Below are 20329 nucleotides of genomic sequence, written 5' to 3'. Positions count from 1 at the left end.
TCTCGGCACGGGCGCCGCGTCGGACCGCACCGCATCCAGACCAGGGGGAGAACATGCAAGACCACATCACGCTCATCGGGAACCTCGGCAGCAAGCCGGAGGTGAGGACAACCCCGGGCGGGCAGCATGTCGTGAACTTCAGCATCGCGACGAATTCACGGCGCCTGAACCGCACGACCAACGTCTGGGAAGACGTGGATCCCAACTGGTACGACGTCGCTGCGTGGGGCGACCTCGCGACGCACGCCGCGAAGTCACTCGACAAGGGTCAGCGCGTCATCGTCGTCGGCAAGCTCCGGATGCGGAAGTTCGAGACCCAGAACGGCTCCCGCACGAAGCATGAGGTGGTCGCGGATGCCCTGGGCCACGACCTGACGGCCGGTTCGTCGATCTTCGCCAAGCGGGAGCGAGCCTCGCATGAGAAGGGGGTGAGCGACCAGCAACAGGGGTTCAGTGGAGCACGAGGCTTCGGCGATCAGCAGAGCGAGGCTCCGCCGGAAGAGGACGACGCCCAGGCACCGCCCAGTGAGGCGGCGTGGCACAAGCCCTCTGTCGCTGATGCGGGGGCGTACCCGACGCCCTTCTAGGAGCCGCGGCCACCTACACTGGTGACCGCCCCGTCCGAGAAAGGTCCCGAATGCGCAGCTCCCGTCTCTTCGCCCCAGTGGCTCTGGTGGCGGCGCTGGCGCTGGCGGGATGCTCCTCGGAGGAGGCGCAACCCCCTGCGGGGACGACCGCCGCGGCCGCGCCCACGCAGGCGGCACCAGCTGCGTTCGTGCCAGGGGGGACGGCGAGCGACAACAAGCCGATCTTCGATGAGACCAACCTGCAGACGATCGCGACCAACGGCTCGGCGAGCTCCGTGGAGTTCGTCGACGCACTCGCAGGAATCGGCTTCGACAAGGCGGCCATGGAGGTCACCTTCGACCGCACGAATGTGGACCTCGAAGCTGACTACATCATCGTCTCGGTGAAGATCGGCGAGGAGTGCCTTGTGGGCCAGCGCGGCCCGCGAGGCTACACCTCGGACATCGTCGCGCCCGTCAGCACGGGAAAATGCCTCATCGGGCTCACCCAGCCCATCACCTGGTAGCGAAGCCCCGCGCGCTGTCAGCCAACCAACTCCTAGACTGGAACCCATGGCCGAGTACATTTACCAGATGATCCGCGCCCGCAAGGCGGTCGGAGACAAGCTCATTCTCGACGACGTGACGATGTCGTTCCTCCCAGGCGCCAAGATCGGCATGGTCGGTCCCAACGGGGCTGGTAAGTCGACGATCCTCAAGATCATGGCTGGCCTCGACACCCCCTCGAACGGTGACGCGACCCTCACGCCGGGCTTCACGGTCGGCATCCTCATGCAGGAGCCGGAGCTCGACGAGACGAAGACGGTTCGAGAGAACGTCGAGCTCGGCGTCGCTGAGACGAAGGCGAAGCTCGACCGCTTCAACGAGATCTCCGCGCTGATGGCAGAACCCGACGCCGACTTCGACGCGCTCATGGAAGAGATGGGCACGCTCCAGGAGTACATCGACCACGTCGACGCCTGGGACCTCGACTCGCAGCTCGAGCAGGCGATGGACGCCCTCCGCCTCCCGCCGGGAGACGCCGACGTCAGCGTCCTCTCCGGAGGCGAGAAGCGCCGCGTCGCGCTCTGCAAGCTCCTCCTCGAGAAGCCCGACCTCCTGCTCCTCGACGAGCCCACGAACCACCTCGACGCCGAGAGCGTGCTCTGGCTCGAGCAGCACCTCCAGAAGTACCCAGGCGCAGTCATCGCCATCACGCACGACCGGTACTTCCTCGACCACGTAGCCCAGTGGATCGCAGAGATCGACCGCGGCCGCCTCCACGGCTACGAGGGCAACTACTCGAGCTACCTCGAGAAGAAGCAGGAGCGCCTCCAGGTCCAGGGCAAAAAGGACCAGAAGCTCGCGAAGCGCCTCGAAGAGGAACTCGCGTGGGTGCGCACCAACGCCAAGGGCCGTCAGGCCAAGTCGAAAGCTCGACTCGCCCGATACGAGGAGATGGCCTCCGAGGCCGAGCGCACCAGGAAGCTCGACTTCGAAGAGATCCAGATCCCCGCAGGCCCACGCCTCGGCAGCATCGTCCTCGAGGCGAACAAGCTCAAGAAGGGCTTCGGCGAGCGCGTGCTCATCGACGACCTCAGCTTCTCGCTGCCCCGGAACGGCATCGTCGGCATCATCGGCCCGAACGGTGTCGGAAAGACGACGCTCTTCAAGTCGATCGTCGGCTTCGAAGAGCTCGACGGCGGCGACCTGAAGATCGGCGAGACCGTCAAGCTCTCGTACGTCGACCAGTCGCGCGGGGGCATCGACCCCGAGAAGAACGTGTGGGAGGTCGTCTCCGACGGTTTCGACTACATGCAGGTCGGCAACGTCGAGATCCCGTCCCGCGCCTACGTCTCCACCTTCGGGTTCAAGGGGCCAGACCAGCAGAAGAAGGCAGGGGTGCTCTCCGGTGGTGAGCGCAACCGCCTCAACCTGGCGCTCACCCTCAAGCAGGGCGGCAACCTGCTGCTGCTCGACGAGCCCACGAACGACCTCGACGTCGAAACCCTGTCGAGCCTCGAGAACGCGCTGCTCGAGTACCCCGGCTGCGCCGTGGTCATCACGCACGACCGGTGGTTCCTCGACCGCATCGCGACGCACATCCTCGCCTACGAGGGCACCGAGGAAGACCCGAGCCGGTGGCACTGGTTCGAGGGCAACTTCGAAGGCTACGAGGAGAACAAGATCGAGCGCCTCGGCCCTGACGCGGCCAAGCCGTCGCGGATGACCTACCGCAAGCTCACGAGGGACTAGTCCCAACCGGAACCCCGGGGCCGCAGCGTGCGGCTCCGGGGTTTCCTCGTCCCGTGCCCCGTCGCGCGCAGCCAACCACCAGCACACAAGAAGGACCAACCCCGCCGATGCGCTTCCACGTCCCCACGCTCCTCCGCTGGAGCGACCTCGACGCCTACAACCACGTCAACAACTCACGCGTGCTGACGCTCCTCGAAGAAGCCCGAGTGCGCGCGTTCTGGAACATCGGCGCCTCCAACGACGACGAGCGGCCCCTCGCCATCATCGACGCGGCGGCCGAGGGAGGCGACACGCTCACACTCATCGCGCGCAACGAGATCGAGTACCTCGCGCCCATCCCGTACTCCACGAAGCCGCTGGATGTACAGCTGTGGATCTCCAAGATGGGAGCGGCCAGCGCCGAAGTCGACTACGAGATCTGGAGCCCGGAGGAAAGCCAGCAAGAGGGCACGGAACGCGTGCGATACGTGATCGCATCCTCGACCCTCGTGTTCATCGACGCCGCAACGCAGCGCCCGCGTCGCATCAACGACCGAGAGCGGGACGCCTGGACCCCCTACCTCGACGAGCCGCTCACGTTCCGCGGCGGCCGCAGCAACGACTGAGTCGACGGGCACTCGGCCCGAGGCGCCGGCCGATGATGCCGGCGTCAGCCGCGCTTCCGGCGCACCATGCCCTCCTGGGCGACCGTCGCCACAAGCGCGCCGTCCCTCGAGAACAGCTGCCCGCGGGAGAGCCCACGGCCCCCGCGGGCGACGGGGGAGTCCTGCACGTAGAGCAGCCACTCGTCGGCCCGCGCGTCCCGATGCCACCAGACGCCATGATCGAGGCTCGCCGCGCGAAGCCCCGGCGTCGACCAGGTCAGTCCGTGGCCGCGCATGATGGGCTCGAGGATCGAGTAGTCGCTCGCGTAGGCGATGGCGGCCCGGTGCAGCATCGGATCATCCGGCATGCGCTCCACGGCCTTGATCCACACCGCCTGCGCCGGCGTCGGGTCGCTGGCGGGCTCGAGATAGACGGGCCCGTCGACGTGCCGCATCGTGAACGGACGCTTCAGGAGCCAGTACGCGGCCAGCGACGCAGGCGCGTCGTCACCGAGCGTCGCCTTCACCGTCTCCAGCAGATCCGCCTCGCTCGGCAGATCCTCCGGATCCGGGATCCCCGCTGGCATCGACACCTCGTGCTCGAAGCCCTCATCGACGTCCTGGAAGGAAGCGATCATCGACCAGATCGGCTGACCGCTCTGGAAGGCGCTCACAGCCCGGGTCGTGAACGAGTTGCCGTCATGGATACGGTCGACCGCGAACGTGATCGGCAGCTTCACATCGCCCGGTCGCAGGAAGTAACCGTGCATGGAGTGCACCGGGCGATCCGCGGCCACCGTCCTGGCGGCGGCGACCAGCGACTGCGCTGCGACCTGCCCGCCGAACACCCGCCCGTGGGGCATCCACTGGCTCGGGCCCGTGAAGATGTCGTCCCGCGTGCGGGCACCAGTGTCGGTGAGATCGAGCGTGTGGAGGAACGCGTCGAGAGGCGACAGCGCTTCGAGCGCGTCGAACGACAACGGCGCCGGCTGGTGCTGAGCGGGCGAAAGCGAGGACGACTCGTGGAGCTGATCTGCCATCCCAGCAGTCTAGAGACCCGCCGCCGCAGGAACGCGCGGGAAGAACTGGGTAGGTTAGATGGCAATGTCTCCCGTCCTCCGCATCCCCGATCTCCGTGCCGCCCGCGACCTCGAATCGTTCCTGGGTCGGGCCGGACGTATCGAAGACGGCGCGGTGCGGATCGTCGCCACTGATTCGGTCGCGGCGTTCTGGGTGCCCGTGCTGCGGCCGCAGGGCATCCTCGACACCTCACCGCTGGTGCTCGGCGTGCGCGCGCTCCGCGCCGAGCTCCTCGGCGAGGGAGGCGACGACCTCCACGCGGGAGCGTTCGATGTGACCGTGCCGTTGCGAGCGCTCCTCGACCGTCTCGCCCGGCTGCGCGCGCCGGGGGACGACGCGTCCGCAGACGCGACCGTCGGCTTCGACCTCTCGGTCCCGCCAGAGCGACTCCGCGAATCCTGGGCAGGTATCGCAGCCCCCAGCGGGGGGTGGAGCCTGACGGGTGTCCTCCCAGCGGGGACACTCATCGCGGCCGCGGACCAGGGCATCGCTGAGGTCGCCGAAGCGGTGCCGGGCAACCTCGGGACCGCCCTCGTCGAACGTGTCCGCACGGACGTGTGGACCCGCGTCATCGACGAGCCGAGCGGCCTCACGAGCGGCGCGGCCTTCGCCGCCCTGAGCCTCGGGTTCCTGCGCTCCGATGAGGACGCGCGCATCCTCACAGCCGGAGCGTGGCTGCGGCTCGAGACGACGCAGGGCAACGTGCTGCTGCGATCGAACCAGGCACGCTGAACGCGGCCACCGCCCCCCGAGCGAGTCTCTCGCTCCGCATCCGCGCACCCACGTGCGCCTCACCCCCGGAGGACCCCATGGACCGCAGCATCGACAGCCTCAAGACCGCGATCTTCGCGAGGAACGCGGGCGAACCGGAGTTCCATCAGGCGGTCACCGAAGTGCTCGACACGCTCGGCCCGGTCCTCGACCGCCACCCGGAGTACTTCGAACTCGCGGTCATCCATCGACTGAGCGAGCCGGAGCGGCAGATCATCTTCCGTGTGCCGTGGGTCGACGACAACGGTCACGTGCAGATCAACCGCGGCTACCGCGTTGAGTTCAGCTCTGCCCTCGGCCCGTACAAGGGCGGGCTCCGGTTCCACCCTTCGGTGAACCTCGGCATCATCAAGTTCCTTGGCTTCGAGCAGATCTTCAAGAACGCGCTCACGGGCATGCCGATCGGCGGTGGCAAGGGAGGCGCGGACTTCGACCCGCGGGGCCGGAGCGACCGCGAGATCATGGCGTTCTGCCAGTCCTTCATGACGGAGCTGTACCGCCACATCGGTGAACACACCGACGTGCCAGCCGGAGACATCGGCGTCGGCGGCCGTGAGATCGGCTACATGTTCGGCCAGTACAAGCGCCTGACGAACCGATTCGAGGCTGGCGTGCTGACGGGGAAGGGCATGACCTGGGGCGGATCACTGGTGCGCCCGGAAGCGACAGGCTATGGGACCGTGCTGTTCGCGCAGGAGATGCTCAGGGCGACCGGTGACGACCTCGATGGCAAGCGCGTTGCTGTCTCCGGTTCCGGGAACGTCGCCATCTTCGCGATGGAGAAGGCGATCGCGCTGGGCGCGACGGTCGTCTCCGCGAGCGACTCGTCTGGAGCGGTGTACGACCCGAACGGCATCGACGTCGAGGCCCTCAAGCAGCTGAAGCTCGTCGAGCGGAAGCGCGTGGGCGAGTACGTCGACCGTGTCGGTGGAGCGTCTGAGGCCCTCGCGAGCGCGGCCGCGCTGTGGCACGTGCCCGTGGACATCGCCTTGCCGTGCGCGACGCAGAACGAACTGGACGGGGACGCTGCGGCGGCCCTGATCGCGAACGGTGTCCGCGTCGTCGCCGAGGGCGCGAACATGCCGTGCACGAAGGAGGCTGCGGACCGGTTCCGCTCCGAGCCAGGGGTGCTGTTCGGCCCGGGCAAGGCGGCCAACGCTGGTGGTGTCGCGACGAGCGCGCTCGAGATGCAGCAGAACGCGCAGCGGGACTCCTGGTCGTTCGAGCACACTGAGGCGCGTCTCGCGGAGATCATGCGCGACATCCACACGCGCTGCAGCGAGACCGCGGAGGAGTACGGCAAGCCGGGCGACTACGTCCTCGGTGCGAACATCGCCGGCTTCTCGCGAGTCGTCGATGCGATGCTCGCCCAAGGCGTCGTCTGACCGACGACCGGGCCGGAAGTCGCAGCCGAGCTCAGGAGTCGGTCTCGGCTCCTGGGCTCGGCTCGAACGTGTTGACCATGGCGGTCGCGGCCCTGTCGAAGTAGTCGGTCATCTGCGCGCGGTGGATGGGGGAGAGCTCGAGCTGGTCCATGGCGGCGTGCATGTGCCGCAGCCAGTGCTCTCGAGCCTCCGGGTTGATGTGGAAGCCGTTGTGGCGCATCCGGAGCCGCGGGTGGCCGCGCTGAGCGCTGTACTCGCTCGGCCCGCCGAAGTACTGGGCGAGGAAGTGGCCGAGGCGCCACGTGGCACCCTCGAGGTCGTCCTGCGGGTACATGCGCCACATCAGCGGGTCGTGGCGGACGCCCTCGTAGAAGGCTGCGGCGAGCTTGTCGAACGCGGGCATGCCGCCGATCTCGTCGTAGAGGGTCGGCACGGCCGACGCGCCGCCGTCGGATCCGCGGAGGTGGATGGGGGTGTTCGACATCAGGCGGTGCCTCCCGGGGTTGGCTGTCCGTCGGCCCCGTCGAGCACGATGGCCTTCAGCGACGGCAGGTTGATGTCGGCCGACTTGAGCGCATCCTGCGTGCGTGCGCGGAGCTCGCGCTCCACCTCCCACCTGGTGCCGGGGCGGACGCGGATGGTGAGGCGAAGGACGACGGCGTCGGAGGAGATGGACTCCATGCCCCACATCTCGGGGGTGCCGATGAAGTAGTCCATCCAGTCCGGGTCTTCCGTCAGCTCCTTCGCGGCCTGCAGCATGACACGTTCGACGTGCGCGCGAGACGTCTCGTAGGGCACGGCGAGGTCGAAGACGATGCGGTTCCAGCCCTGCGAGAAGCTGCCGACGCGCTGGATCTCGCCGTTGCGCACGAACCACAGCGTTCCCTCGACGTCGCGGATCTGGGTGATGCGCACGCCCACCTTCTCGACGACGCCAGTGGCTTCTCCCATATCGATGACGTCGCCGACCCCGAGCTGGTCCTCCATGACCATGAACAGGCCGTTGAGGACGTCGCCGACGATGCGCTGCGCACCGAAACCGAGACCGGCGCCCACCGCCGCGCTCAGGATCGACAGCGAGGCGAGGATGCCCGGGTCGATCTTCGCGATGATCATGACGATGAGGATGACGACCACGACGACGTTCACGATGTTCGTCAGGACCGAGCCGATGGTGCGCGTGCGCTGCACGGTGCGGACGGCAGCCAGCGGGGAACGGACCGAGAGCGCCTGCGTGTCGGTCACTCCGCGCTTCTTCTTGACGCCGCTCACGATCTGCTTCACGGAGCGGTCGATGAGCTTCAACAGGATCCATCGGAAGACGAAGGCCCCGAGGATGTAGAAGACGATCGTGATGGGAACGTCGAAGGGGGCGAGCGCGGTCGTGAGAGAAGTCCAGAATTCTGCCATAGCGCATCGAGTGTAGGCGGATGCGCCTTTCCGTCTCGTGTGAGCGACGTGCGAGGAATAGGCGGGTCGCGCATCCTGTTGCCTTCCGTATGAGCCTCAACGTGAACGACATCGAAGTCACCACCATTGACGGCGAGGCCAGGAAGCTCGCGGCGTATGAGCCCGTGAAGCTCGTGGTGAACGTCGCCTCGAAGTGCGGCCTCTCCGGGCAGTACGAGAAGCTGGAGGAGCTGCAGCGGCAGTACGGCCCGCAGGGGTTCACGGTGCTCGGGTTCCCGAGCAACCAGTTCCTGCAGGAGTACTCGGACACGTCGAAGATCAAGGAGTACTGCTCGCTCACGTGGGGCGTCAGCTTCCCCATGTTCGAGAAGGTCAAGGTCAACGGCCGATCCCAGCACCCGCTCTACGCGGAGTTGACGAAGACCCCGGATGCGAACGGCAAAGCCGGCCGGGTCAGCTGGAACTTCGAGAAGTTCCTCATCGGCCGCGATGGCACAGTGACGCGCTTCCGCCCGACGACGGAGCCTGATGCGCCGGAGGTCGTCGCGGCGATCGAGGCTGCGCTCGCCGACTAGGCGGCCGGAACCGCACCGACGCAGAAGAGGCCGCTTCCCAGCTGGGAGGCGACCTCATCTGCGTGCACGCGACTATTCGGGCTGCGCGTCGCGCTCCTGGGCGGCGAGCGCCCGGACGACGCCGGCGCGCCCTTCGATGATCATGCGGCGGAACGCGGGGGCCGCGGCCTCGTTGTTCGCCAGCCAATCGTCGGCGGCGTCCCCGATGCGCGCAGTCGCGAGACCCGCGGGGAAGAAGCCCTCGATGAGGGTCTCGGCGATCTGGAAGCTTCGGTCGGCCCAGATCGTCGAGATGTGACCGAAGTACCGATCGACGAATGGCTCGAGGAGCGCCTCGTCGTTGACCCGGTCGAAGCCGGCGACGGTGGCCCGAACGATGGCGTTGGTCGCGTCCGAGCGCTCCATGACGGATGCCCAGGCTGCTTCCTTGCCCTCCGGCGTCGGGAGCGCGGCGCGCGCGTGAGCCGCGCTGCGCTCGCCGTCCGCTGTGCGGTCGGTTTCGAGACGAGCCGCGATCTCGGCCTCGCCGGCGCGGCCACCGGCGACGAGCGCGTAGAGCAGCTCCCAGCCGAGGTCGGTGTCGATCTCGAGTCCCTCGAGCGCGAACGTGCCGTCGAAGAGCGCGGCGACCGCATCGAGCTGCGGCCCCGTCTCGGCGAGCGAGGCGAACGCCTTCACGAAGCTGAACTGCGCATCCGAACCCGCCTCGGCCCGCTTCGCGAGCTCGAAGAGCTCATCGGTGACGACCTCGACGATCTCGGCGCGGTCTTCCGGTGCCGTGTAGAACTTCGCGGCCGAGATGAGCTGTCCGAGCACCGTGCGACGCGTCGTCGACTCGGTCTCGGTGCCGATGACGCCGAGCACGGCGCGGATGAAGTCGCGTGCGCGCAGCTCCGCATCCCTCGTCGCATCCCACAGCGAGCTGACGACCAGCGAACGCGAGAGGGGCGCGCGCAGCTTGGGCAGGTGCTGCTGCACGGTCGTGACCGAGTGCGCGTCGAGGCGGATCTTCGCGTACGCGAGGTCGTCGTCGTTCACGATGATCAGGTCGGGCAGGGCTCCGCCGACGAAGCTCGGCACCTCGGTGCGCTCGCCGTCGACATCCAGCTCGAAGCGGTGGATGCGGACGAGCTCGTCGCCCTGCACGTTGTAGAGCCCGATGGCCAGGCGGTGCGGGCGGATCGTGGGGTGCTCGGCGGTCGCCGTCTGCTCGATCGCGAACGACGTGAAGTTGCCGTGCTCATCGAGCTCGTAGACGGGGCGCAGCGTGTTGACGCCGGCGGTCTCGAGCCACTTCGCGCTCCACTCGGTGAGGTCGCGGCCGCTCGTGACCTCGAGTTCGGCGAGGAGGTCGCGCAGTTCGGTGTTGCCCCACGCGTGCTTCGAGAAGTACGCGTTGATGCCGGCGAAGAAGGCGTCGCGGCCGACCCAGGCGAAGAGCTGCTTGAGGACCGAGCCGCCCTTGGCGTACGTGATGCCGTCGAAGTTGACCTGCACGTCGTCGAGGTCGCGGATCTCGGCGACGATCGGGTGCGTGGAGGGCAGCTGGTCCTGGCGGTAGGCCCACGACTTCTCGCTGGCGTTGAAGGTCACCCAGTTCTCGGTCCACTCCGTCGCCTCAGCCGTCGCGAGGGTCGAGATGAACTCCGCGAACGACTCGTTGAGCCACAGGTCGTTCCACCACTTCATGGTGACGAGGTCGCCGAACCACATGTGGGCGAGCTCGTGGAGGATGGTGACGACGCGTCGCTCGCGCACCGCATCCGCCACCTTCGAACGGAACACGTAGGTCTCGGTGAACGTGACGCAGCCGGCGTTCTCCATGGCGCCAGCGTTGAACTCGGGCACGAAGAGCTGGTCGTACTTCGTGAACGGGTACGGAACCCCGAACGCCTTCTCGTAGTACTCGAAGCCCTGCTTCGTGGTGCGGAAGATGTTGTCGGCGTCGAGGTTCGGCGCAAGCGACGCGCGGCAGTAGACGGCGAGGGGGATCGTGCGGCCGTCGATGGACGTCAGCTCGTCGCGCACCACCGTGTACGGGCCCGCGACGAGCGCGGTGATGTAGCTGGAGATGCGGGGCGTCTTGTCGAAGTGCCAGACGGCGCGCTCGGCGTCGATGGGCTGAGGCGTCTGCGACGGCTCGTTGGAGACGACCTGCCACGCGGCGGGCGCGGTCACATGAAAGGTGAAGTTCGCCTTCAGATCGGGCTGCTCGAACACCGCGAACATGCGGCGGGAGTCAGGCACCTCGAACTGCGAGTACAGGTAGACCTCGCCGTCGGCGGGATCGACGAAGCGGTGCAGACCCTCGCCCGTGTTCATGTAGATCGCGTCGGCGTCGACGGTCAGCGTGTTGCGCTCGGCCAGGTTCGGGAGCTGGATGCGCACCCCGTCGTTCACGGCCGCCACGTCGAGCGCCTCGCCGTTGAGCACGACGCTGTGCACCTGCCGGGTGATGGCATCGATGAACGTGGACGCGCCGGGAACCGCGGAGAACGTCACCGTCGTGATCGAACGGAACGTCTCAGGACCCGTCGTGAGGTCGAGCGCGACGTCGTAGTGCTCGACACCGAGCACAACTCCTCGACGCTCGACCGACTCAGCGCGAGTCAGGTTCTCTCCGGGCATTCCAGCTCCTTCGGGGTCAGAGGGCCCGGGTATTCCGGGCTTGCGGCGGCCAGCCTAGTCCTGCCGAGTAGGCTTATGCGTATGCCCGCACCGATCAAAGTAGATTTCTGGTTCGACCCGATCTGCCCATTCGCCTGGATGACCTCGCGGTGGATCGACGAGGTCGCCCGCCACCGTGACCTCACCATCACCTGGCACATCATGAGCCTCGAGCTCCTCAATGAGGAGAAAGACATCCCGCAGTCCTACCGCGACATGCTGCAGGGCACGTCGCGCCTCGGGCGGGTCGTCGCCGGCGTCGAGCAGGACCTCGGCAACGAGCAGGTCAAGGCGCTCTACGACGCCCTCGGCACGCGCATCCACCCGGGGGGCCGCAAGGACCGGGACGAGGTGCTGGCCGAGGCCATCGCCGAGCTGGAGATCCCCGAGTCGATCGTCAAGCGCGCGGATGCCGGCGAGTTCGACGAGCGCTACCGCGCGAGCCACCTGTCCGGGATGGAGCGCGTGGGCGACGAGGTGGGAACGCCCATCATCGCCATCGACGGCGTCGCGTTCTTCGGCCCCGTCATCTCCCCGGCCCCGAAGGGCGAGGAGGCGCTGCGTCTCTTCGACGGCGTCGTCATGGCCGCCTCGGTCGACGGCTTCTTCGAGCTGAAGCGCAGCCGCACCCGCGGACCGGTCTTCGACTGATGCGCATCCACGTCGCCACGGACCACGCTGGACTCGAGTTCTCGCAGCAGCTGCAGGAGCACCTGCGCGAGCAGGGGCACGAGGTCGTCGACCACGGGCCCGCCGAGTACGACGCGCTCGACGACTATCCCTCGTTCTGCATCAACGCCGCACAGGCGGTCGCCAACGACTGGGCCAACGGCTCGAAGTCGCTCGGCGTGGTCTTCGGGGGCTCGGGCAACGGCGAGCAGATCGCCGCCAACAAGGTGACGGGCGTGCGCGCCGCGCTGGCATGGAGCGACGCCACGGCGCAGCTCGCCCGCGAGCACAACAACGCCAATGTCATCTCGATCGGCGCGCGCCAGCACGAGATCGCCGACGCGCTCAGGTTCATCGACATCTTCATCGCCGAGCCCTTCCCGGGGGAAGAGCGCCACCTGCGTCGCATCTCGCAGCTCGCCGAGTACGAGCAGACCGGCAAGATCGCCGGCAAGTCCGTGCTCGGTTCCGTTGGCACGGTCGTGCCGCCGATGGTGGAGTCGGAGACGCCGGCGGGGAATGCCTGAGGGCCACTCCGTCCACCGCATCGCCCGGCAGTTCACCGCGAACTACGCCGGCCGCGTGGTGGCGGCATCGTCTCCGCAGGGCCGCTTCGCGGAGGGTGCTGCAGAGATCGACGGGCGCGAGATGGTCGAGACGTTCGCGGTCGGCAAGCACATGTTCTCGCGCTTCGATGGCGGGATCTGGCTGCGAGTGCACCTCGGTATCTACGGTGCCTGGGACTTCTCGGGTCAGGTGTCGACGACACTCGGCCAGACGGGGGAGTACTCGCGCAAGCGTCCGGGCGTGACGATCGAGGACTCGCGCGGCGAGACGTCACTGTCGAGCATCGGGGCGCCTCGACGCACACGGCTCAAGATGGCGGAGGCCGAGCGTGAGCAGGAGCTCTCGCAGTGGCCGCCGGAGCCGGTCGGTGCGGTGCGGCTTCGTCTCCTCACGTCCGAGACCTGCGCAGACCTGCGCGGTCCGACCGCGTGTGAGCTCATGACGGGCGATGAGGTCGCGGCCCGTATCGAGAAGCTCGGCCCCGACCCGCTCGTCGACCGCGGTGCGAAAGCGGAGGCGCGGTTCCTGGAACGCGCGCGGGGCAGGCGGACGCCGATCGGCATCGTGCTCATGGACCAGCAGATCGTGAGCGGCATCGGCAACGTCTACCGGGCCGAGATGCTCTACCGGGCGGGCATCAACCCGCACACGCCGACGTCGCAGCTGACCGACGAGCAGCTCAGAGAGCTGTGGCGCGACTGGACGAAGCTCCTCAAGATCGGCGTGGAGGTCGGTCAGATGATGACCATCGACGGGCTCCGAGGCAAGGCGAAGGCCGCCGCGCTCGAGAACCGTGAGGACCGGCACTGGGTGTACGGACGCGCGGGGGAGCCGTGCCGGGTGTGCGGAACCCCCATCGCGCTCGGCGAGATGCAGGCTCGCAAGCTCTACTGGTGCCCTGGCTGCCAGCTCTGAGGCCCCGCTGAGCCCTCGGGCGTCGGCGGCTGCCGTCACCTGAGGGAGCTGATCGACGCCGCCGCCCGCTTGGCGTCCCGCAGTCGTGCCTCGTACGTCGTTGCGATGACGACGAGCACCGTGCCTGCGAGCGCGAGCCACACCCACCAGGGGATGACGTCGGCGACGACGGCAAGCTGCTGTCGGAACGCGGTGACTGCGTGCAGCACGGTGATGATGGCGCCGAAGACGAGCGGCGCTTGGAGGCGCCTGGTGGCGCCCCACACCGTGATGCCGACGGCGAGGAGCCCGAGCGCGATGAGGCGCCACGGCGCGGGGTCTGCGAACTGCGCCAGGTAGCTCGGCACGAGCAGCAGCACCAGGCCGGGCGAGAGGGCTGGCCAGCTGCGCAGGGTGGCGCGCTTCGCGAGGAAGAACAGCCCACCCGCCAGCAGGGTGGCACCGAGCGGGGCGGTTGCCAGCTCCAGCCAGGGGATCGGGAACTGCGTGCCGAGCGTGCCTGCGGTTGCGACGACACCGGCGGCTGCGAATGCGAGGACAGGCAGACGCAGCGGCGCCTGGCCGGCCGGTGTCGGTTGCGCGGGCACAAGCGAGGGCAGAAGCTGCGGGCGCAGCAGCGCGAACAGCGCGAGACCGCAGAGCGCGACGACCCACGTCAGCGCCAGCTGCTGGTTGTTCTCGACGGCACCGCGCAGGATGCTCGGGAGCGCGGTGAGCACAAGCGCCGCGATGGCGACGGGCATGAGCACCGTTGCGGAGAGCGCGGCGAGGCGCGGATTCGCGAGCTGCTGTTGCCGCCGCCAGAGTGCGCTCGCGAACAGCAGCACCAGTCCAGCAGGAAGGACTCCCCAGAGCGGCAGCGTGACCGGGGCCAGCGGGCCCTCGGCGGCCAGGACCAGGGCGGGGCCGAGCACGGCCGCCGCGATCGCCGAGCCCACGCCGAGTGCGTTCACTGAGGCGCGCATCCACGCGGCGACCGGAACGACAGCACAGACGACGACGAGTGCCAGAGTCAGCATCGCCAGGGCGAGCTCCGAGGTCGTGAGGGAGAGGATGCGCATGGCGTCGTCGTCGCGCGGCTGCGAGACCGCGGCGACCGCGCCCGCGCTGAGCCAGATTCCAGGGGCCGCCGCGAGCCAGAGGAGGCTCTCGACGCTCGACGTGCGTACCCCGTCGGCGGGGCTGCTGACCCTCGCGGTTGCGATGCCTGCGACGAGGAACACGAGGAAGGCGCCGCCGAAGGCCACGAAGATGGATGCGCCGTCCCAGTTCGCCAGCACTTCCCAGACCCATGCGAGCGCGAGGACCGGCACGCCGAGGTAGCGGAGCAGCGCATACGGCGACCTCGCACCGAGGTGCATGCTCGCGACGACCGCCGTCACTGCGACGAGGGCCGCCGCGAGCGGCAGCGGTGTCCAGTCCTCGAAACCGTTGGTGCGGCTGGCGGCGGCTGCGCTCGGAGCGACCACCGTGCCGAGCAGCGCGGTCCCGAGGCCGAGCGCACGCAGCGCGATGCCGTCCCCTCGACGCGTTCCCTGCGGCGAGAGGAGCACGCCGAGCAGCGCGGAGAGCGCCCCGACGACGCCGGCGGTGGCCGCGAGCTGCACCGGCGTGGCGTCCTCGAAACCGACCAGCTGGGCGTGGTGGATGAGCATCCAGGACCCGAGCACGCCCATCACGTAGCTGGCGAGTCTCGTGAGGAGGCGCGTCTCCGAGAGCGTCCGGACGAGGACGACCGCTGCTGTTGCGATGACGCCGACGAGCAGCGACGTGATTGCGGCTTGCTGCTGGATCCAGAGACTGGCCGTCTCAGCTGGCTCCCAGATGGCGACGGCGAACCCCTGCGAGGCAAGCGCGAGGAAGCCGACGACCGCGATGCTCGCGCGGCCGACGCCGGTGATGAGCCGGTTCGGGAGGCCGGCGGCCAGGAGTCCGGCGAGCAGCGCGAGCCCAAGCAGCAGGAGCCTGCCGTCGAACCGCGTGGTGAGCAGGAGCGCTGTGACGACGGCCCCGCTGAGCGATACGACCAGGGCGAGGAGCAGCTTGCGCTTGGACCCTGCTGTGTCGGCGGACCAGACCGGGCGGAGCAGCAGCCAGGCCACGCCGCTGACGAGCAGCACGCAGGCCGTGAGCCAGATCAACGCCTCGGCGCCCGGGAGCAGGCCGGTGAGCAGGCCGTGCCGGTTCACCTCACCGCGCAGCTCGGTCGCGAGGTGCGAGAGGGCCGACAGGACGCCGATGCCGGCGGAGACCGCGCTCAGCGAGATGAGCAGCGGGCGCGCGTGGGCCGGGACGTCGAGCGTGCTGGCGGCTGCGGCGACCGCCAGGGCGACGGCGGCCCCGCCGAGGAAGTAGGCGAGCGTGCTGGCGGTCGTGCCACTCGAGGCCAATGCGGGGACGAGGGCCGAAAGCGCGAGACCTCCGGCCAGGACGCACGCGGCGGCCCGCGCGGGTTCGTGGGAGCCCCGGGCTCGGCCGAACCACCAGAGCAGAAGGGCCGCGGCGATCAGCGGGATCCCGGCCGGGAGGTGGAAGCCCTCGGGGGTATCGACGCTGGGAGTGCCGACAGCGAATACGTACCAGGCGGCGGTGAGGAGACCGACGCCGATCCACGCCAGGAACGCACGTCCTCGGGCTCGGAACAGGCCCGACGGGGAGATCGCCAGCAGGACGGGGACGGCCGCCGCGATCGCGATCGTCACGGCGAAGTGCTGCTCACCTGCTGGTTGTCCGAATGCGCCCGTGAAGGCTCGCGTACTCGCGAGCGCTCCGACGGCGACCGCAGCGACGGCGAGCTCGGCGGGAAGGACACGGGACGCGGGTGCGCCGCGGAGCCGCGCGACGAGGGTTCCTCCGGCTACCAGGAGGCTGACGACGACGCCGAGCGACGCGGCGACGGCCGGAAGATGCGAGGCCACCACGATCGTGGCGGCGAGCGCTCCCGACGTCGCCCAGAGGGCTGTCACCATGGCCGGGAGGAGCGGCGCCACCGCTGGCACGTCGTCGTCCTGTCTCCGGCGCAGCGCCACGACGCTGATCGTGGCGACGAGCAGGGCGCCGAGGGCGGCTGCTGCAAACCAGAGCGCGCCGAGGGGCGAGGCGGATGCGGTCAGCAGCGCGTTCGCCTCGGCGCGATTCGCCGCCGCCCGCACGATGGCGAGCAGGACAAACGAGACCACGAGCGTCGGGATGGCCGCCGAGTAGGCGAGCAGCGTGCGCTCGGCTGCTGCGAGCCACGGTCTGGGAAGGAGAAGCGCTGCGGTGAGCAGCAGCGCGATGCCGAGGTACGCGCACGTGACGGCGAGGTTCGTGTCGAGCACGCCGGACGAACTCCAGGCATCTCGTGTGAAGGCCACGAGCACCGGGGCTGCGAGGAGTTGCACTGCGGTGAGCGCGGTGAGCACCGGTCGGAGTGCCGACGGGTTCGTCGGCGCGGAGAATCGCAGGCAGAACGTGAGGGCGGCGGCGGTGAGGAGGGCGATGGTCTCGAACGGGGCTGCCGCGAGCGCCGGCAGGATCGAGGCGAGGATGCCAGCTCCGGCGATGCACCGCAGGGTGACCAGCAGCTCGACTCTGCGTGGGTCTTCGGGCGGAGCGGCTGACAGGTTCCGCGCAAGCAGCACGGCACCGACGGCCGCCCCGGCGCCGATCGCCAGGTTCGCGATCGTGACAGCGAAGGGTCCAGGGGTGCTGGCGGCTGCGCACAGCGCGAGGAAGGCCATGGCCGCGGTGAGCGCAGCCGTGAGGCGCTGGAGTCGCCCGGGGACGAGCAGCAGCAGGCCCGCCGCGAGAGCGAGCCCGACCGCGCCGCTCGCGATCGCCCACCAGGTCCCGCCTTGCGCGCCCGCGAATGCTTCTGCCATGCCGGCCTGGTCGGCACGGACGAACGCGAGGAGGGCGCGCAGGGGGAGCACGGTGAGTGCGAGCGAGAGCACCGGGACGCTGGCTGCGCCGACGGTCGTCCAGCTCCAGGCGGTGACCGCGATCTGCACGGACGAGGCCGTCGGCTGGGCGGAGTTGGCGAGCCGAGCTCTGAGGACCTGCCCCGCGGCGAGCGCGACCGGGATGAGTGCCAGTGAGAGCGCCAGCCTCACGGAGCCGGTGAAGCTCAGGGGCACCGCGCCGAGGGCGAGCGCCGAGAGGACTCCGAACGCGACGAGGAGGGTGCGACCGCCGAGCGCGCCGCGCTCGCGGCTGACGAGCCAGGCGAGGAGAGCGGCGGATGCGGCCGCGATGACGAACAGGACTGCGTAGCCGAGCCATGGGTCGTTGCCCGTCGCCGCGGCCGCGCCGGAGAGCACACCGGCGGCGAGCGCGACGACGCCGGTCACGGACAGGATCCAGCGCTCGAGCGAGCGCGGTGCTGCCGTGCTGAACGCGCCGGCGGCGTGCGGGGGCGGCCCCGCCGCGGCCGGTGGTGACTGCCTGATCCGCAGGTGCACGTGGAGGGCGGAGGCGGCGCCCGCGAGCATGAGCGCGAGCACGAGTCGCTGGACGGGGGAGAGCAGTGCGGAGGTGGCGCCGGCCACGGTGAGCGCGATCGCCGGCAGCACGGTGAGGCTCGCCGCGATGCCGGGGGCTCGCAGATGTGCGAGGCGGTGCCACGTCTCGAAGGCGGCCGTCGCGACGAGGAGCCCGACACCCCAGTACAGCGTTCCAGGGGCACGGTCGGCGCCGAAGAGCCCCGTCGCCTGTACAGCCCAGACGTCGAGGACCACGAGGACGATGCCGAGCGCGGCGATGCCCTCGGCAGTCGCCGAGAGCTTGCGCCGCTTCAGGATGCTCGCGGTTGCGACGACCGCCAAGGTTACTCCTGCGGTGATGGCGGCCTTGACCTCGACGCCGAAGACGACCCAGGCGAAGGTGAGGAAGACGACGGCGGCGATGCTGAGGAGCCCGATGCCGAGCACCAGCAGCAGGAGCTGCACGCTGGAGCGTCGCGGTCGCTGCGGTTGGGTGGGCTGCATCGAAGGCGGGTGCTGCGCCGGTGGCAGCTGGTTCGCCACCGGGACGCGGGGCGGCGCGGAGCGCACGATCGGCGACTGCTCCGCCACGGCGGTCGCTGCCGCCCCGAGGTGCCCCGCAGCGCCCCCGAGGAGCCGTGCGTGATCGGCCGCGAGCACCGCTTCGCTCGCCTGAGCTCGCCCCTGCCGCTCGCTCTCGAGGCGACGCTGCTCGGCTCGTGCCTGCTGCGCGTGCGCTTCGGCGGCGGCCCTGGCCTGCGCCTGCTCGCCGGCCGCGACGATGAACTCTCCGCGCGCGAGCAGTGGCTCGCGCGCTTGCTCACCGAGGTCGAGCAGGTGGCCGATGACGGCCGGATCGCGGGTGAACCCGCAGCTCGGGCAGGAGGCGCCTGGAGCCCCGTACGTCTCGAAGCAAAACGGGCACTTGCTCGGGTCTGTCAGATCGCCGAGCGTCTTCGGGAACCGTGGCCTCTGGGCTGGTCTGCCCGCTCCTGCGTCAGTCACTCTGCGTATCCCCCTGGGTTGTCTGGCCGTCAGCCTAGCGAGCGTGCCGCTGGAATGCCGGTTTCAGACAGGGGTGGGGGAGGAGGGCCGCAGGGAGGCAGGCTCTGGTTGCCGGGAACGGAGGGGGTGCGCTGGTCAGGCGCTGACGAGCGGGAGGCGCTTGCGCCAGTTGCTGATCGAGACCGAGATGCGGCTCGACGGTTCCTCGTCCCAGTCCACCGCGAGTCCGTTGCTGCGCATCGTGGTGGCGATCAGGCGACCGAGCTGACGCTCGGCGTCCGCACGCTCGTCGGCCGTCCCCTCGTCGGGCGAGGCGAAGAGGCCGAATGCGAGGAGGAGCTGCGTGTCGTCACCGGCGAGGCGCTCCGCATCCTGCTGGTGGAAGAAGACGTACCCGCTCTGGGCATCCGCGTTCTTCTCGCCTTCGATCTCGGTGCGTCCGCAGTTCTGGCAGCAGGCGAAGTTCATGCGGGCGACGACACCGGCCTGCTCCAGGTCGGCGAACGCGGCACGCAGCTTCTCGTAGTCGCCCTCGCTGGACCAGTCGCGCTGGCAGTCGGCGAGGTCATCCCAGGTCGCGGTGACGATCCGCTCGATCTCGTCGGCACGAACGGGCAGCGCTTCATCCTCAGCGAATGAGCCCGCCGTCTCGAGGGCCTCGTCAAGCGACACGAAGCCGGGACGGATGAGCTCGACGGTCTTGGCGCGGAGGGTTTCCCGAGGGTTGTGAACGCCGTGCGGCTGGTGCTCGGCCTGGGGTGTGGTCGAGGCTGGGCGGAGGTACTTGAACAGATCCACGGCGGAGACTCTACGTCTCCGGAGCGGGGACGTCCAACCGCGAGCTGTTCAGGGTCCCCTTCCTGCCGGTTCGACTTCCGCGTGCGGCCGCGGAGATGGAGACTGACGGCATGACTGACTGGAACGTGCGACCTGTGACGTCCGCTGACGAGCCCCAGTGGCGCGAGGTCTATCGGGGCTACCGTGAGTTCTACGGGGTGCCGGAAGACGAGTCGAAGCTGGATGTGGTCTGGTCCTGGCTCGGTGACGAGGCGCACGAGACGCATGGCTTCGTCGCGGTCGACGAGCAGGGGCGCTTGGGTGGGCTCGCACACGTGCGCCGCTTTGCGCGTCCGTTGTCTGCGACGACGGGGCTCTACCTCGATGACCTCTTCACCTCGACGGCGGTGCGCGGCGGCGGCGCAGGGAAGGCGCTGCTGCTGCACCTCGGCGACTACGCGCGCGACTCCGGCCTCAGCGTCGTGCGCTGGATCACCGCCGAGGACAACACCACCGCGCGGCGCCTCTACGACGCCGTCGCGACGCAGACGTCGTGGGTCACCTACGACATCGTCTCCTGATCGTTGGGCCAGGAGCGACTGCGTCTGTCGGCGTTCACCGATTCGCGAGACACTGTGC

Annotated in this window: 17 protein-coding genes; 11 read left to right on the top strand and 6 right to left on the bottom strand. The window is 69.1% G+C overall.

What is annotated here, in order from left to right:
* The first annotated feature begins 53 nt into the window (after window positions 1-53).
* The 4 genes from C5C17_RS09445 to C5C17_RS09430 all read left to right on the top strand — a co-directional run bounded on the left by C5C17_RS09445 (window position 54) and on the right by C5C17_RS09430 (window position 3427).
* Complete coding sequence (locus C5C17_RS09445; RefSeq protein ID WP_104253133.1) at window positions 54-587, top strand: single-stranded DNA-binding protein; 534 nt, start codon at window positions 54-56, stop codon at window positions 585-587.
* A 50-nt stretch (window positions 588-637) separates the two neighbouring features.
* A complete protein-coding gene (locus C5C17_RS09440) occupies window positions 638-1093 on the top strand; it encodes a DUF6993 domain-containing protein (protein ID WP_104253132.1) in 456 nt (151 codons plus the stop codon).
* Window positions 1094-1139: 46 nt separating this feature from the next.
* On the top strand, window positions 1140-2822 hold the full coding sequence (gene ettA, locus C5C17_RS09435; protein WP_104253131.1) for an energy-dependent translational throttle protein EttA: 1683 nt from the start codon (window positions 1140-1142) through the stop codon (window positions 2820-2822).
* Window positions 2823-2929: 107 nt separating this feature from the next.
* A complete protein-coding gene (locus tag C5C17_RS09430) occupies window positions 2930-3427 on the top strand; it encodes a thioesterase family protein (RefSeq protein ID WP_104253130.1) in 498 nt (165 codons plus the stop codon).
* A 44-nt stretch (window positions 3428-3471) separates the two neighbouring features.
* Here C5C17_RS09430 and C5C17_RS09425 read toward each other — a convergent pair whose 3' ends face one another.
* The gene (locus C5C17_RS09425) at window positions 3472-4446 is read right to left on the bottom strand and encodes an acyl-CoA thioesterase II (RefSeq protein WP_104253129.1); all 975 of its coding nucleotides are present in this window, start codon (window positions 4444-4446) and stop codon (window positions 3472-3474) included.
* 64 nt (window positions 4447-4510) lie between these two features.
* On the opposite strand from C5C17_RS09425, the gene C5C17_RS09420 reads away from it, so the two are divergent.
* Both C5C17_RS09420 and gdhA read left to right on the top strand, forming a co-directional pair.
* On the top strand, window positions 4511-5218 hold the full coding sequence (locus tag C5C17_RS09420; RefSeq protein WP_258066122.1) for a hypothetical protein: 708 nt from the start codon (window positions 4511-4513) through the stop codon (window positions 5216-5218).
* Between the two features lie 77 nt (window positions 5219-5295).
* A complete protein-coding gene (gene gdhA / locus C5C17_RS09415) occupies window positions 5296-6642 on the top strand; it encodes an NADP-specific glutamate dehydrogenase (protein ID WP_104253127.1) in 1347 nt (448 codons plus the stop codon).
* Window positions 6643-6673: 31 nt separating this feature from the next.
* Here gdhA and C5C17_RS09410 read toward each other — a convergent pair whose 3' ends face one another.
* Both C5C17_RS09410 and C5C17_RS09405 read right to left on the bottom strand, forming a co-directional pair.
* Entirely contained in the window at window positions 6674-7126 is a 453-nt protein-coding gene (locus C5C17_RS09410; protein ID WP_104253126.1) for a globin, read from the bottom strand.
* The gene (locus C5C17_RS09405) at window positions 7126-8052 is read right to left on the bottom strand and encodes a mechanosensitive ion channel family protein (protein ID WP_104253125.1); all 927 of its coding nucleotides are present in this window, start codon (window positions 8050-8052) and stop codon (window positions 7126-7128) included. The genes C5C17_RS09410 and C5C17_RS09405 overlap by 1 nt, the downstream gene beginning before the upstream one ends.
* Window positions 8053-8141: 89 nt before the next feature.
* On the opposite strand from C5C17_RS09405, the gene C5C17_RS09400 reads away from it, so the two are divergent.
* Window positions 8142-8627 (top strand): glutathione peroxidase, encoded by a 486-nt coding sequence (locus tag C5C17_RS09400; protein WP_104253124.1) that lies wholly within the window; start codon window positions 8142-8144, stop codon window positions 8625-8627.
* 72 nt (window positions 8628-8699) lie between these two features.
* Here C5C17_RS09400 and pepN read toward each other — a convergent pair whose 3' ends face one another.
* Window positions 8700-11255, bottom strand: a complete 2556-nt coding sequence (pepN, locus tag C5C17_RS09395) for an aminopeptidase N (RefSeq protein WP_104253123.1) — start codon at window positions 11253-11255, stop codon at window positions 8700-8702.
* An 81-nt stretch (window positions 11256-11336) separates the two neighbouring features.
* Between pepN and C5C17_RS09390 the strand changes: the two genes are divergently transcribed.
* Genes C5C17_RS09390 through C5C17_RS09380 form a run of 3 tightly spaced genes read left to right on the top strand, consistent with a single transcriptional unit; the run spans window position 11337 to window position 13445 of the window.
* Window positions 11337-11945, top strand: a complete 609-nt coding sequence (locus tag C5C17_RS09390; protein WP_181028537.1) for a DsbA family protein — start codon at window positions 11337-11339, stop codon at window positions 11943-11945.
* Window positions 11945-12490 (top strand): ribose-5-phosphate isomerase, encoded by a 546-nt coding sequence (locus tag C5C17_RS09385; RefSeq protein WP_104253121.1) that lies wholly within the window; start codon window positions 11945-11947, stop codon window positions 12488-12490. Before C5C17_RS09390 ends, C5C17_RS09385 begins: the two co-directional genes overlap by 1 nt.
* Window positions 12483-13445, top strand: coding sequence for an Fpg/Nei family DNA glycosylase (locus C5C17_RS09380; protein ID WP_104253120.1), 963 nt, complete (start codon window positions 12483-12485; stop codon window positions 13443-13445). The genes C5C17_RS09385 and C5C17_RS09380 overlap by 8 nt, the downstream gene beginning before the upstream one ends.
* Before the next feature lie 35 nt (window positions 13446-13480).
* Here C5C17_RS09380 and C5C17_RS09375 read toward each other — a convergent pair whose 3' ends face one another.
* Entirely contained in the window at window positions 13481-18913 is a 5433-nt protein-coding gene (locus C5C17_RS09375; RefSeq protein ID WP_104253119.1) for a DUF2157 domain-containing protein, read from the bottom strand.
* 135 nt (window positions 18914-19048) lie between these two features.
* Window positions 19049-19711, bottom strand: coding sequence for a DUF6891 domain-containing protein (locus tag C5C17_RS09370; RefSeq protein WP_104253118.1), 663 nt, complete (start codon window positions 19709-19711; stop codon window positions 19049-19051).
* Window positions 19712-19821: 110 nt separating this feature from the next.
* Here C5C17_RS09370 and C5C17_RS09365 point away from each other — a divergent pair, with 110 nt between their 5' ends.
* Window positions 19822-20271: a GNAT family N-acetyltransferase gene (locus C5C17_RS09365; RefSeq protein ID WP_104253117.1), complete on the top strand. Its 450-nt coding sequence runs from the start codon at window positions 19822-19824 to the stop codon at window positions 20269-20271.
* Window positions 20272-20329: the final 58 nt, after the last annotated feature.

Source organism: Pseudoclavibacter sp. RFBA6 (assembly GCF_002931575.1).
Lineage (GTDB): Bacteria > Actinomycetota > Actinomycetes > Actinomycetales > Microbacteriaceae > Pseudoclavibacter > Pseudoclavibacter terrae.
Note: the sequence above shows the minus strand (reverse complement) of the source record. Positions and strands in the feature narration are given on the sequence as shown.

Coding starts and splice junctions, on each gene's coding strand:
- C5C17_RS09445 (WP_104253133.1), top strand. CDS start 54: ATGCAAGACCACATCACGCTCATCGGGAACCTCGGCAGCAAGCCGGAG.
- C5C17_RS09440 (WP_104253132.1), top strand. CDS start 638: ATGCGCAGCTCCCGTCTCTTCGCCCCAGTGGCTCTGGTGGCGGCGCTG.
- ettA (WP_104253131.1), top strand. CDS start 1,140: ATGGCCGAGTACATTTACCAGATGATCCGCGCCCGCAAGGCGGTCGGA.
- C5C17_RS09430 (WP_104253130.1), top strand. CDS start 2,930: ATGCGCTTCCACGTCCCCACGCTCCTCCGCTGGAGCGACCTCGACGCC.
- C5C17_RS09425 (WP_104253129.1), bottom strand. CDS start 4,446: ATGGCAGATCAGCTCCACGAGTCGTCCTCGCTTTCGCCCGCTCAGCAC.
- C5C17_RS09420 (WP_258066122.1), top strand. CDS start 4,511: ATGTCTCCCGTCCTCCGCATCCCCGATCTCCGTGCCGCCCGCGACCTC.
- gdhA (WP_104253127.1), top strand. CDS start 5,296: ATGGACCGCAGCATCGACAGCCTCAAGACCGCGATCTTCGCGAGGAAC.
- C5C17_RS09410 (WP_104253126.1), bottom strand. CDS start 7,126: ATGTCGAACACCCCCATCCACCTCCGCGGATCCGACGGCGGCGCGTCG.
- C5C17_RS09405 (WP_104253125.1), bottom strand. CDS start 8,052: ATGGCAGAATTCTGGACTTCTCTCACGACCGCGCTCGCCCCCTTCGAC.
- C5C17_RS09400 (WP_104253124.1), top strand. CDS start 8,142: ATGAGCCTCAACGTGAACGACATCGAAGTCACCACCATTGACGGCGAG.
- pepN (WP_104253123.1), bottom strand. CDS start 11,255: ATGCCCGGAGAGAACCTGACTCGCGCTGAGTCGGTCGAGCGTCGAGGA.
- C5C17_RS09390 (WP_181028537.1), top strand. CDS start 11,337: ATGCCCGCACCGATCAAAGTAGATTTCTGGTTCGACCCGATCTGCCCA.
- C5C17_RS09385 (WP_104253121.1), top strand. CDS start 11,945: ATGCGCATCCACGTCGCCACGGACCACGCTGGACTCGAGTTCTCGCAG.
- C5C17_RS09380 (WP_104253120.1), top strand. CDS start 12,483: ATGCCTGAGGGCCACTCCGTCCACCGCATCGCCCGGCAGTTCACCGCG.
- C5C17_RS09365 (WP_104253117.1), top strand. CDS start 19,822: ATGACTGACTGGAACGTGCGACCTGTGACGTCCGCTGACGAGCCCCAG.